This is a genomic window from Brevundimonas sp. (assembly GCF_041648615.1).
Lineage (GTDB): Bacteria > Pseudomonadota > Alphaproteobacteria > Caulobacterales > Caulobacteraceae > Brevundimonas.
The window spans coordinates 22,055-34,296 of record NZ_JBAZOS010000020.1 but is presented as its reverse complement, the minus strand read 5'-3'; the positions used below and the strand labels follow the sequence as shown (position 1 = coordinate 34,296).

Here is a 12,242-nt window from a genome sequence, read left to right as displayed (position 1 = left end):
ATCAGGCCGTCATGCAGGCGGCGTTGAGCAGGCCCACGCCGATGGAAATCGAGGCCAGATAGACGCCCGCCGCCGTCTCGCCGGCCTCGATGCGGGAGGCCAGCGCCTTGTACAGCACCCGGCTGACGACGATGAAGGCGAGGATCTGGATGACGCCGGCCAGCAGGGCCCAGGCCGCGAACTCCGGCAGGCTGACGGTGTGCGACAGGGCCGAGGCGAGCGGCAGGACATAGCCGATCAGGGCCCCGCCGAGGGCGATGGCCGCGGCCGTATTGCCCTGACGGATCAGGTCGCGCTCATGATAGGGCGTGATCATCTGGTAGATGAATTTGAACGCCGAGAAGAAGACGATCGCCGCCACGAAGGCGATGAGGAAGGCCGTCGCCCCCGTCTGAAATGCGAACCAGTCGAACATCGTCTTCTCCCCCTCGGGCGCCGTCAGGCGCGGAACTCGGCCATGTCCAGCGGGATGCCGATCATGATCTCATGTGTGGCTTCGCCGCCCTCGGGCTCCTGCTCGAGGGCGATCATCAGTTCGCGACCGCCCGCCAGCTCCCGCGCGTACAGCATGCAGGTCTGGTAGATTTTCGCATAGGGCTCGGTCGCGGCGCGGTCGTCGTAGATGGTCTCCCACAGCTTGACCGGCGGCTGGCGGGCGTCGGTCTCGGAGAACCAGAAGCGGGGATAGTCCGGCAGGCCCTCCGGCGCGCCCCTGAACACCGGTTCGGACAGGCGATCCTGCCACGCCCTGCGCGCGCCGTCGTTGGGCGGGTAGGCCGAGGACCAGGGGGTGAACAGGGTGAAATCATAGGCCGCCGCGCCCGCGGCGTCGTCGCTCATGGCCTGCAGCATGACGTGGTCGTCAGTGTAGAAGCGGTGGACGAACGGGCCGTCGTCCAGCTGGACCACGCCCTGGGCGGTGATCTCCAGCGCGTCGCGGTCGAGGCTGAAATGCGTCTCGTCGCCCAGCCGGCGCCAGGCCAGCGGGTCCAGGGCCACGGTGCGGCCGACCGTGATATTGCGCACCACGGCCAGCTGGCTGACCGGTTCGGCGTCGCGCTGTCCGAAGAGCCGCTTGAACATTCGCCTCCCTTACGCGTCCGCGAGGTCGCCCGCGAGCGTCTGGTGGTAAAGAGATCGTCAGGCTGGAAATTCGGGCCTGGGGTCGCCAAAGTCAAGCGTACCTGTTACGCGTTACATGAAACATGCGTAATCCTGCCTCGCCCTCCTTGTCGCCGGCCAACGAGCGCATACGTGCGTGGCGCAAGGCCCGTCGCGAGGCGGGCATGGTCAAGCTGGAGTTCTGGGTTCCAAACGCCGCCCGCGACGATGTGAGGGCGGCGGTTCACGCCATCGTCACCGAGTCCACCCGCGGTCCTGATATCCTCAGACGCCCGCGTCGAAGCCTTTCAACCGATCCAACTGGAGCAAGCCCCGCCATGGACGCCGTGATCGAAACCGCCTGGACCGTCCCGTCCATCAAGGCCGCGCTGGACGCGTCCGAACTGGTCCGCGAGGGCGAGCTGACCACCCGGGTGCTGGAAGGCGCCGAGCCGGTGCTGCTGGCGACCATGCACGAGTACGGCGACCTGCCGATCTACCTCAGCGTCGGCGGAGCCCAGATCGTCTGTTCGGTGCTGCTGTGGCCGGTGGCCGAACAGGCCGACCGTCACGCCTTCAACGAATTCCTGCTCAAGGCCCAGCGCATCGTGCCGCTGTCGAATTTCGCCATCACCTCGGTGAACAACGAGGACGTCTATGAGCTGATGGGCGAACTGTCGTGCAAGACGACGCTTCAGACCATATTGATCGAACTGCGCACCCTCGCCGAGAACGCCATCGACGCGACCGACCTGCGCGAAACCTTCGGCGCCGACGCCGCCTGATCCGGGAGAGAAATCATGTCCATGCTCGCCAAACTCTCCGCCCTGTTCCGCGGCACCGCCCGCGAGGCCGGCCAGGCCGTGGTCGACGCCAACGCCCTGAAGATCCTCGACCAGGAAATCCGCGACGCCGACACCGCCCAGGGCAAGGCCCGCGACGACCTGGCCGGCCTGGTGGCGCGCCGCCGGATGGCCGAGAATGAACTCAAGAGCTTCGGCGACCAGATCGCCAAATACGAAAGCTCGGTCCGCGCCGCCCTGTCGCAGGGCAAGGAGGACCTGGCCCGCGAGGTCGCCGGCCGGATCGCCGAGCTGGAGACCGAGATCGGCACGCGCGGGCCGATGATCGAGGGCATGAAGGAGGCCGAGGCCCGGCTGCGCACCGCCATCTCGACCACCGACCAGAAGATCGAGACGCTGCGGCGCGAGATCGACATCGTGAAGGTCAATGACTCGGTGCAGAAGGCCCAGACCTCGGTCGCCCTGCAGTCGCAGGGGGCGCATTCGCGCATCGGCTCGGCCGCCGACAGCCTGCAGCGCATCAAGCAGCGCCAGGCCGTTCAGGAAGAACGCCTGCGGGCCGGTCAGGAGCTGGAGGACAAGCGCACCGGCGCCGATCTCGACGCCAAGCTGCGCGACGCCGGCATCCTGCCCGGCCACGCCTCGGCCGACGATGTCCTGGCCCGGCTGACGGCGCAGGAGATCAAGGTGGTGACGCCTCAGATCGGAACCTCGGTTCCCGCCTCCAAAGACCCGGCCTGAGGCGAGATGGAACGTCTGTCGCTGGTTCCGCGGCCCGACTGGCAGGCCCGCGCCGAGGCCGTCGGCTTCACCTGGCACCACGATTCGGGCGAACGGTACTGGGATGAAAGCGCCGCCTACGCCCTGTCCCTGACCGAGGTCGAGGAGGGTCTGGAGGCGCCGACGGCCGAGCTGCACCAGATGTGTCTCGATCTGGTCGACGAGGCTTCGGGGTCGGAGCGGTTGATGGCGCTGCTCGAGATCCCCGAGGCGTCGCGCGACTATGTCGCCGACAGCTGGGCCCGGCGCGAGCCGTCGCTCTACGGCCGGTTCGACTTCGCCTATGACGGGACGGGGCCGGCCAAGCTGTATGAATACAACGCCGACACGCCGACCAGCGTGTTCGAGACGGCGGTCTTCCAGTGGCTGTGGCTGGAGGACGGCATCGCCAGCGGCATGCTGCCGCCCGACGCCGACCAGTTCAACAGCCTGTACGAAAAGCTGGTCGACCGGTTTCGGGCGATCTTCCCCGAGGGCGGCTTCGTGCATTTCTCGTCGGACCCCGAGTTCGTCGAGGACCGCCAGACCGTGCGATTCCTCGAGGACCTGGCCCGGCAGGCGGGGCTGGACCCGAAATTCGTCGCCATCGACCAGATCGGCCTCAACGCCGACGGCCGCTTCGTCGACGACGAGAACTGGCTGATCCAGGCCATGTTCAAGCTGTATCCGTGGGAGCAGATGCTGCGCGACGACTACGCCGAGCCGCTGCCGAAGGCCGAGGTGACGGTGCTGGAGCCGGCGTGGAAGGCCCTGCTGTCGAACAAGGGGCTGCTGCCGCTGCTCTGGGAGCGGCATCAGGGCCATCCCAATCTGCTGGCCTCCTACTTCGAGAGCGACCCGGCGCATGCGACCTTGGGCGACGCCTATGTGCGCAAGCCGCTGTTCTCACGCGAGGGGGCCAATATCTCGATCGTCGAGGGGGCGTCGCGCGAAGAGGGGCTGGACGCCGGCTATGGCGAAGGCAGCCACATCCGTCAGGCCCTGCACGCGCCGCCGCTGTTCGACGGCCAGCATGTGATCGTCGGCTCCTGGCTGGTCGGCGACGAGCCGGCCGGGATCGCCCTGCGCGAGGACCCCGGCCGCATCACCCGCAACACGTCGCGGTTCGTGCCGCACTTGATTCGGGGCTGAAATCCCGCTTTCCGGCGGGTTCCACGGGGGACGGCCGGGAGGCCTGCGTCGGGCGGCCCTAGACGAACTCCACCAGCACGTCATCGGCCGCGACCGGATCGCCCGCCGCCGCGCTGACGGCCTTCACCACGCCGTCGCGTTCGGCCTTGAGGATGTTCTGCATCTTCATGGCCTCGATGATGGCGACGGTCTCGCCGGTCTTGACCTCCTGACCCACGGTCACCGGGATGGCGACGACCAGGCCGGGCATGGGCGAGGTGATCAGTTTCGAGGTGTCGGCGGCGATCTTTTCCGGCAGGCGGGCGTAGAGCTCGGCCGTGTGCGGGGTCAGGACGCGGACGCGGGCGCGGGCGGCGCGGTGGCGGATGACGAAGCCGTCGGCGACGCGGGCGACCTCGGCGGTGAAGGGCTCGCCGTCCAGCTCGGCGCGGAACTGGGCCAGGCCGGGACGCCAGTCGATCTCGGTCAGGCGGGCGTGGCCGCCGCCGGTGAAGGCCAGCAGCATGGCTTCGTCCGCGTCATAGGACAGGTCGACGCCGTGGGGCGTCTTGTCGATCAGCACGATCCAGTCGGTGCGGTCGGACGGGTCGCCGGCCTGTTCGGCGGCGATCTCGTTCATGGCCACGGCGGCGGCGATCATGATGTGGATCTGGCGCGCGTCGGGCTGGAGGCCGTGGAAGCCGTCGGGGAATTCGTCCTTGATGTAGCTGGTCGAGATGTTGCCGCTCCGGAAGCGCGGCTGGTCCATGACGGCGGACAGGAAGGGGATGTTGTGGCCCACCCCGGCGATGTGGGTGTCTTCCAGCGCGCGGGCCATGCCGGTCAGGGCGGCGTCGCGGGTCGGGCCCCAGGCGCACAGCTTGGCGATCATGGGGTCGTAGAACATGCTGATCTCGTCCCCCTCGCGGACGCCGGAGTCGTTGCGCACCACATAGCCGTCCTCATGCTCGCCCTCTTGCGGCTGCTCGTAGCGGACCAGCCGGCCGATCGAGGGGAGGAAGCCGCGATAGGGGTCTTCGGCGTAGATGCGGCTCTCGATGGCCCAACCGTTGATCTTCAGATCGTCCTGCCCGAAGGCCAGCGTCTCGCCCCAGGCCGAGCGGATCATCTGCTCGACCAGATCGACGCCGGTGATCAGCTCCGTCACCGGATGCTCGACCTGAAGTCTGGTGTTCATCTCGAGGAAGAAGAACGACTTGTCCTGCCCGGCCACGAACTCGACCGTGCCGGCGCTGTCGTAGTTCACCGCCTTCGCCAGAGCCACGGCCTGGGCCCCCATGGCGGCGCGGGTCTCGGGGTCGAGGAGGGGGGAGGGGGCTTCCTCGATGACCTTCTGGTTGCGGCGCTGGATCGAGCACTCGCGCTCGAACAGGTGGACGACATGGCCGTGCTTGTCGCCCAGCACCTGGATCTCGATGTGGCGCGGGTCGATGATGAATTTCTCGAGGAAGACGCGGTCGTCGCCGAAGGCGTTCAGCGCCTCGGCCTTCACGGCGGCGAAGCCCTCGGCCATGTCGGCGTCGGAATGGGCCACGCGGATGCCCTTGCCGCCGCCGCCGGCCGAGGCCTTGATCATGATCGGATAGCCGATCTCATTGGCGATCTTCACCGCCTCCCCGGTCGTTTCGATCAGACCCATATGGCCGGGTACGGTGGAGACGCCGGCGGCGGCGGCCAGTTTCTTGGAGCTGATCTTGTCGCCCATGGCCTCGATGGCCTCGGGATTGGGACCGATGAAGGCGATGCCCTCGTCGCGGAGGCGGCGGGCGAAGCCGGCGTTCTCGGAGAGGAAGCCGAAGCCCGGGTGGACGGCCTCGGCCCCGGTCTGGCGCACCGCTTCAACGATTTTGTCGGCCAGCAGATAGGATTGGGCCGCCGGAGCCGGGCCGATCAGCACCGCCTCGTCGGCCATTTCGACCGCAAGCGAACCGGCGTCGGCCTCGGAATAGACCTGCACCGTCCTGATGCCCATTCGGCGGCAGGTCTTGATGATGCGGACGGCGATTTCGCCGCGGTTGGCGATCAGGATTTTGGAGAACATGTGTCTTTGAATCTGAAGCGAACGTGATCGCAGCGTGAGGCGGCCGCCCCGATTAGGCCGCGATCCGGCGGGAGTAAACCAAGGTGACGCTCAACCGGTCGGCGTTCGGGCTTGGCAAAGCCTGTGCCAATGGGGTTAAACCCGTTCCAGTCCCGTTCATCGACGCCCGTTCATTTTCGTCCACTCCCCCGTCCCGCTTATTTGGCCCGGAGCCTGACCTGATGTCCCGCATGCTTACCCTTGTCGCCGCCGCAGCCCTGACACTGGCGGCGGGCGCACCCGCCACGGCCCAGGATTTCCGGGCGCTGGCGCGTCAGGATCTCCAGAAGGCGCATGACGAACTGGCCGCCAACCATCCCGCCCCGGCCGTCGGCGGCGCGGCCAGCCAGACCTTCCGCGGGTGGCTCGACGCGGGCTTGCAGGACGCGCTCGGCCGCGCGGACCAGGCCAACAGCGGCGACGCCCACGCCTATCTGATGCGCTATTACGCGGCGGGCTTCCGCGATTCCAACATCGCCATCACCCCGACCTTCGAGGGCATGGGTCCGTATTTCGGCACCAGCTGGCCGGGCTTCACCACCGGCTGGCGCGGCGGCAAATATGTCGTCACCTATGTGAAGCCGGGCACGCGCGGCGCGCCCCGGATCGGCGACACGGTCACCGAGTGCAACCTGACCCCGATCGAGGAATTCGCCCGCAAGAAGCTGGACCTGTGGGAGGGCAATCTTGAAACCGAGGCGGGTCGCGTGACCTCGGCGCCCTATCTGCTGTGGAACCGCAACAATCCGTTCGCCTCGGGCGTGCCGTCGATGTGCAGCTTCCAGTCGGGCCGCGGCCGGCCGCGCGAAATCCAGATTCGCCCCGTCCCGCTGATCGCCGGCGATCTTGAGGCCGCCTACCGCGCCACGGTCTATATGCCGCCCGCGACGCCGCTGGCCGTCGAAACCGTCAATGGCCGGCCGTGGGTGCATGTCCACTCCTTCGCCGACGGCTCGGGCTGGCAGGCGTTCAACGCCGCCGTCGAGGGCCAGGCCGCCACCCTGCGCGGACCGCAAGGCTTCGTGCTGGACCTGCGCGCCGCCTCGGGCACGGGCCTGAACTCCTCGACCGCCCGCGGCTACGGCCTGGCCAACCGCATCTGGACGCCCGAGTTCACCGTCAGCCGCCAGCCGGCGGCGGGCGAGCTGACCTACCGCGCGACCCAGGGCAACCGCGACTGGTACGCCGCCGCCCTCGGACGGATGGAGGCTGACCCGCAGTTCGTTCAGGAAGCGGGTCCTGTGATCGAGCAGACGCGCGAGATCGTGGCCGCCTTCGACGCCGCCATCGCCGCCGGCCAGCCGACCTTCACCCTGGCGGGCCGCGCCGCCGTGGCCGACACCGGCGCCGCCAACCCCGTGCAGGGTCCGGTGATCGTTCTGGTCGACGCCGGCTGCTCGGGCGGCTGCCTCGACACCCTGGACCTGCTGTCCAAGCTGCCGAACGTGCGCATCGCCGGTTCGACCACGGCCACCGATTCGATCTTCGTCGAGCCGACGGTCATGCGCCTGCCGTCGAACTATTCGGACCTCAGCTACGGCCACAAGGCCTGGACCTCGCGTCCGCGGGCCAACAACCAGCCTTACGCGCCCGCGCAGGGTCTGGTTTACACGGGCAACCCCGCCGACGAGACGGCGGTGCGGACCTGGGTGGGCGGCCTGTTCGGCGGCTGATCCGGTTCGACCCACACGAACACAAGGCCGGTCAGGGACGCCCCTGGCCGGCCTTTTTTTGCGCCCGGCCGGTCGCCTAGTCCCGCTTTCGCGCCCGGTCGGCGGCGTCCAGAAGGCGTAGCCCGGACACCTCGGCCGCGTGGGCGGTCAGGTTCATGGCCGCCTCGGGCGGATCCTTGATCTCGACCACGCCGTGTTTCGCCGTCGGCGTCAGCGGATCGACGATCAGGTCGGGCGGGAGTTTCCTGGTCATGGCCGAAGAACGGTCCGGCGCCCCGCCCGGTTCCGGGGGCGGGTTTGCGAACCGCGCGGACGCCTCCTACGTGGGCAGGATGACCGACCCAGACATGCACCCGACCCGTTCCCCGTCCGGCTACGACCTGACGCCGCCCGACGAGGGACAGCGGGCCGCGCTGGAGGCCGACCTGTCCCCGGAGGAAAGGCGGGTCCTGCTGACCCACGGCACCGAGGCGCCCTTCTGCGGCACGCTGCTGGGGGAGAAGCGGGCCGGGGTGTTCTGCTGTCGCGAATGCGGCCTGCCGCTGTTCCGCACGGCGACCAAGTTCGAAAGCGGCACGGGCTGGCCCAGCTTCACCGAGCCGGCGGACCCGACGCATGTGACCGCCATCACCGACCGATCGTACGGCATGACGCGGGTCGAAACCCGCTGCGCCCGGTGCGACAGCCATCAGGGCCACGTCTTCCCGGACGGTCCGGGGCCGACCGGCCTGCGCTACTGCATCAATTCGGTCGCCCTGACCTTCGTGCCCGAGGGGGCCCCGCTGCCGGACCCTCTGGGCCGCGGCGACGGCGCCGCCTGACCTTGGCCGCAATTGGGGCTAGTCTGCTGCCGGTACTGGAGTCTGGCCTATGCTGATCACCGCACTGCTGATGGCCGGAGCCCTGACGACCGGAGATCCGGACGGCGTGGTGGCGACCGCGCCCGCCACCTCCGTCGATCTGGGGGCGACGACCCGGCCCGTCGCGCCGTCGGTCGAGGGCGCGGCCCAGGCCAGCGTGCCCCACAATCTGACCACGGACGAACAGATCGACCGCTGGATCGCGACGCGGTCCGTGGATGATCGGCCCTATGCCCGGGACCCGGGCGAGCCGCGGGACGACGGCCTGCCGCACGGCGAGGTCAGCGTCAGCGTCGGCACGGGCGGGTATCGGGACTATGGAGCCACGGTGTCCATGCCCATCGGGGAGAACGGTCGGCTGAGCCTGAGCTACCGCCAGACCGAGAACGGCTATCCCTATGGCGGATATGGGTATGGCTACGGGGACGGCTATGGCTATGGCGGGGCGGCGTTCGACGACGGCGGCTATGTCTTTCCGGGCTATCGCCCCGGTGCGGCGGCCCAGTTCGAGAGCCGGGTCATGCGGCCCGACGGTCCGCCGAACCGGAGACCGCCGGTCCAGCCGGCCCGGGTCGAACCCTGACCGGAATCCGGTGAGCCCGGATCGCCACGGTAAAGCTTAATTTGGTAAACGGGTCGCAATCCCGCCGGTTGTGTGGCATGACACGCGCTGATGCACCCCATGGTGTGTCGCCTGCCTCATAACCACGGCTACCGGAGTCCTCCCATGAAGAAAACCATCGCCGCCGTTACGGCGGGTCTGCTGCTCGTCGCCGGCCAGGCGGCCGCCGCCAACAATGTCTCGACCGTTCGCGTCGGCGACCGCGTCGGCGCCCCGGCCGGTGAGTCGAGCGAGTTCGCCGGCGTTCCGCTGGCTGTTCTCATCGTCGGCGCCGCCGTGATCATCGCCGCGGTCGTCACGATTTCGGACGACGATTCCGAAAGCGACTAAGCGTCGTTTCAAGACCAGTGAAAGCCCCGTCGGCTTCGTCGGCGGGGCTTTTTTGCGCCTTGTCCAGCGCGCCCGGGCCTGAAACGCCAAACGGGGCCTGACTGTGAAAGTCAGGCCCCGTCAGGGTTTCAGAGTGGTGCCGCCGGGGGGAATCGAACCCACGACCTCAGCCTTACCAAGGATGCGCTCTACCACTGAGCTACGGCGGCCTGTTCTGAGGAAGCGGCCCTATAGCCAACCGGGGACAAAGGGGGAAGCCCCGAATGCGCCCGCTTGCGGAAAAGTTCGGCGCGGGCTCTCTTCGACCCATGGATGAGTCGAAGAACGCGAGCCTCCAGCCTGAGCTGCCGACGAGCCTGCCTGACCCGCTGGCGCCGGCGAAAACGCCCGCCACGGCGCGGGCGCAAAGGCTGGCCACCGCCCTTCGGGACAATCTGAGACGCCGCAAGGCGGCCGGACGATCGACGAAGCCCGCGCCCTCACGCAACTGAATGTCATCGCCGGCGCCGCCGCCGGCCTTTCGCAATCGCAACGGTCCGCGCTAGATAGCCGATCCCCCCTTGCGCCCTGCACGGGGCCGCAAGAGACGACATGGACAGCATCGCCATCACCGGCGGCGCCCGGCTGAACGGAAGCATTCCGATCAGCGGCGCCAAGAACTCCGCCCTCAAGCTGATGGCTGCCTCGATCCTGACCGATCAGCCGCTGCTGCTGACCAACATGCCGCGTCTGGCGGACACGAAATTCCTCGGGCGACTGTTGCGCGAGCTGGGCGTCGAGGTGACCGAGCGCGACGGCGCCGACGGCCAGGAGACGCTGTTCCACGCCGGACGCATCAGCTCGACCTTCGCCCCCTATGATCTGGTCCGGCAGATGCGGGCCTCGTTCAATGTGCTGGGGCCGCTGCTGGCGCGCACGGGCGAGGCCAAGGTGTCGCTGCCCGGCGGCTGCACCATCGGCGCCCGGCCCGTCGATCTGCACCTGCAGGCGCTGACGGCGCTGGGGGCCGAGATCGAGCTGGACGAAGGCTACGTCACGGCCCGGGCCCCGAACGGTCTGAAGGGCGCCGAGATCGAATTTCCGATCGTCTCGGTCGGCGCGACCGAGCACGCCCTGCTGGCCGCCGTGCTGGCCGACGGGGTGACGGTGCTGAAGCGCGCCGCGCGCGAGCCGGAGATCGGCGATCTGGCGCGCTGTCTGACGGCGATGGGCGCCCGGGTGGAGGGAATCGACACCGACGAGCTGGTCATCACCGGCGTCTCGTCGCTGGGCGGGGCGACCTGGTCGGTGATCCCCGACCGGATCGAGATGGGCTCCTACGCCGTGGCCGCGGCCATGGCGGGCGGCGAGGTGCGGCTGACGAAGGCGCGACCCGAACTGATGACGGCGCTCAGCGAGAAGATGATCGAGGCCGGGGTCGAGATCACGCCGACCGCCGACGGGGTGATCGTCAAACGCGATCCGGCCGTGCGGCTGAAGGCCGTCGATGTGGCGACCGAGGTCTATCCGGGCTTCGCCACCGATCTGCAGGCCCAGTTCATGGCCCTGATGACCACGGCCGAGGGCGACAGCGTCATCCACGAGAACATCTTCGAGAACCGCTTCATGCACGCGCCCGAGCTGGCGCGGCTGGGGGCGGACATTCACGTCCACGCCGGCGAGGCGGTGGTGCGGGGCGTGCCCGTGCTGCACGGGGCGCCGGTCATGGCCACCGACCTGCGCGCCTCGGTGAGCCTTGTGATCGCGGGCCTGGCGGCCGAGGGTGAAACCACGGTCGGCCGCGTCTATCATCTGGACCGCGGCTTCGAACGGCTGGAAGAGAAGCTGAGCGCCTGCGGGGCGGAGATACGGCGCATCAAGGGCGACGGGAATGACCACTGAGGCGCAGGAGTACGAGGCCGAAGCGGCGGCGACGCAGGTCGAGCCGCTGCGCCTGCTGGCCGAGGACGCCGACGACCTGCACATCATCTCGGCGGCGCTGCAGGACGCCATCCTGCGCCCGGTCGACATCGTGTGGGAGCCGGCGGCGCGGCGGGTGACGCTGAAGCTGAGCCGGTTCTGCTGGGAGTGCGGCGGCACGCGGGTGATGGCGGCGATGCAGTTCGGCGATGTGGTCGCGGTCAAGAGCCGGCGCCTGCCGCGCCTGCCGGAGAGCGCCCTGGAGCTGCTGGCCATGGAGTTCGCGCCGGACGAGGCGCCGGGCGGGCGCGTCATCCTGATGTTCGCGGGCGGCGGCGACCTGCGGATCGACGTCGAATGTCTCGACGCCGTGCTGGCGGATCTGTCGGAACGCTGGCCGGCCCGGGTCGCGCCGACGCATCTCTCGCCAGAGGCGGACCCCGCGTGAGCGAGCACCGGCTGGTCTCGGTCGATCTGGACGCCGCGACCCTTCCCGCCGCGACGGCCGAGATCGAGCACGAGCGGCGGGTCGCCATCTTCGACCTGGTCGAGAAGAACAGTTTCGAGCCGTCGGGCGCCGCGGGCGGCCCCTATGCGCTGAAGCTGTCGCTGCTGGACACCAAGCTGGTGTTCGACATCACCGGGCCGGGCTTCAACCGCGCCCACGGCCTGTCGCTGACGCCGCTGAAGGGCGTGATCCGCGACTATATCCTGATCTGCGACAGCTATTACGAGGCCCTGCGCGGGACCTCGCCGGCGCAGATCGAGGCCGTCGACATGGGCCGGCGCGGCCTGCACAACGAAGGCGCCGAGCTGCTCAAGGCGCGGCTGGACGGCAAGATCGCCATCGACCACGAGACGGCGCGGCGACTGTTCACCCTGGTGACGGCGCTGTACCGGCGAGGTTAGGGGTTAGGGATTAGGGATTAGGTGCTGGGGGCTACCCCCCGTCGACGCCGTCGT

14 protein-coding genes and 1 tRNA gene are annotated in these 12,242 nt (G+C 68.8%); 10 read left to right on the top strand and 5 right to left on the bottom strand.

What is annotated here, in order from left to right; genetic code table 11:
• Window position 1 precedes the first annotated feature (1 nt).
• Window positions 2-415 (bottom strand): DUF350 domain-containing protein, encoded by a 414-nt coding sequence (locus WC555_RS09280; RefSeq protein ID WP_373253049.1) that lies wholly within the window; start codon window positions 413-415, stop codon window positions 2-4.
• Window positions 416-438: 23 nt separating this feature from the next.
• Window positions 439-1,083 (bottom strand): DUF2491 family protein, encoded by a 645-nt coding sequence (locus tag WC555_RS09275; protein ID WP_373253047.1) that lies wholly within the window; start codon window positions 1,081-1,083, stop codon window positions 439-441.
• 122 nt (window positions 1,084-1,205) lie between these two features.
• Between WC555_RS09275 and WC555_RS09270 the strand changes: the two genes are divergently transcribed.
• Genes WC555_RS09270 through WC555_RS09260 form a run of 3 tightly spaced genes read left to right on the top strand, consistent with a single transcriptional unit; the run spans window position 1,206 to window position 3,815 of the window.
• Complete coding sequence (locus WC555_RS09270) at window positions 1,206-1,886, top strand: YjfI family protein (RefSeq protein WP_373253045.1); 681 nt, start codon at window positions 1,206-1,208, stop codon at window positions 1,884-1,886.
• 15 nt (window positions 1,887-1,901) lie between these two features.
• A complete protein-coding gene (locus tag WC555_RS09265; RefSeq protein ID WP_373253044.1) occupies window positions 1,902-2,645 on the top strand; it encodes a PspA/IM30 family protein in 744 nt (247 codons plus the stop codon).
• A 6-nt stretch (window positions 2,646-2,651) separates the two neighbouring features.
• Complete coding sequence (locus tag WC555_RS09260; RefSeq protein ID WP_373253043.1) at window positions 2,652-3,815, top strand: glutathionylspermidine synthase family protein; 1,164 nt, start codon at window positions 2,652-2,654, stop codon at window positions 3,813-3,815.
• 58 nt (window positions 3,816-3,873) lie between these two features.
• Here the strand turns inward: WC555_RS09260 and WC555_RS09255 are convergent, their stop codons facing one another.
• Entirely contained in the window at window positions 3,874-5,856 is a 1,983-nt protein-coding gene (locus WC555_RS09255) for an acetyl-CoA carboxylase biotin carboxylase subunit (RefSeq protein WP_373253042.1), read from the bottom strand.
• 221 nt (window positions 5,857-6,077) lie between these two features.
• On the opposite strand from WC555_RS09255, the gene WC555_RS09250 reads away from it, so the two are divergent.
• Window positions 6,078-7,568 carry a hypothetical protein gene (locus WC555_RS09250; RefSeq protein ID WP_373253041.1) on the top strand — a complete coding sequence of 497 codons (1,491 nt, stop codon included), beginning with the start codon at window positions 6,078-6,080 and terminating at the stop codon, window positions 7,566-7,568.
• 76 nt (window positions 7,569-7,644) lie between these two features.
• Here the strand turns inward: WC555_RS09250 and WC555_RS09245 are convergent, their stop codons facing one another.
• Window positions 7,645-7,821, bottom strand: coding sequence for a hypothetical protein (locus WC555_RS09245; protein ID WP_373253040.1), 177 nt, complete (start codon window positions 7,819-7,821; stop codon window positions 7,645-7,647).
• Window positions 7,822-7,915: 94 nt separating this feature from the next.
• On the opposite strand from WC555_RS09245, the gene msrB reads away from it, so the two are divergent.
• From msrB to WC555_RS09230, 3 genes are all read left to right on the top strand, one after another.
• Window positions 7,916-8,389 carry a peptide-methionine (R)-S-oxide reductase MsrB gene (gene msrB / locus WC555_RS09240; RefSeq protein ID WP_373253039.1) on the top strand — a complete coding sequence of 158 codons (474 nt, stop codon included), beginning with the start codon at window positions 7,916-7,918 and terminating at the stop codon, window positions 8,387-8,389.
• 49 nt (window positions 8,390-8,438) lie between these two features.
• On the top strand, window positions 8,439-9,011 hold the full coding sequence (locus tag WC555_RS09235) for a hypothetical protein (RefSeq protein ID WP_373253038.1): 573 nt from the start codon (window positions 8,439-8,441) through the stop codon (window positions 9,009-9,011).
• Window positions 9,012-9,155: 144 nt separating this feature from the next.
• On the top strand, window positions 9,156-9,380 hold the full coding sequence (locus tag WC555_RS09230) for a hypothetical protein (RefSeq protein ID WP_373253036.1): 225 nt from the start codon (window positions 9,156-9,158) through the stop codon (window positions 9,378-9,380).
• A gap of 134 nt (window positions 9,381-9,514) precedes the next feature.
• On the opposite strand, the gene WC555_RS09225 is transcribed toward WC555_RS09230, so the two are convergent.
• Window positions 9,515-9,589 (bottom strand) — tRNA-Thr (locus WC555_RS09225).
• A gap of 382 nt (window positions 9,590-9,971) precedes the next feature.
• Here WC555_RS09225 and murA point away from each other — a divergent pair.
• The 3 genes from murA to WC555_RS09210 are packed head-to-tail and all read left to right on the top strand — an operon-like array spanning window position 9,972 to window position 12,188.
• Window positions 9,972-11,261 carry a UDP-N-acetylglucosamine 1-carboxyvinyltransferase gene (gene murA / locus WC555_RS09220; RefSeq protein ID WP_373253035.1) on the top strand — a complete coding sequence of 430 codons (1,290 nt, stop codon included), beginning with the start codon at window positions 9,972-9,974 and terminating at the stop codon, window positions 11,259-11,261.
• Complete coding sequence (locus WC555_RS09215; protein ID WP_373253033.1) at window positions 11,251-11,727, top strand: DUF2948 family protein; 477 nt, start codon at window positions 11,251-11,253, stop codon at window positions 11,725-11,727. The genes murA and WC555_RS09215 overlap by 11 nt, the downstream gene beginning before the upstream one ends.
• Window positions 11,724-12,188: a UPF0262 family protein gene (locus tag WC555_RS09210; protein ID WP_373253032.1), complete on the top strand. Its 465-nt coding sequence runs from the start codon at window positions 11,724-11,726 to the stop codon at window positions 12,186-12,188. The genes WC555_RS09215 and WC555_RS09210 overlap by 4 nt, the downstream gene beginning before the upstream one ends.
• Window positions 12,189-12,242 lie beyond the last annotated feature (54 nt).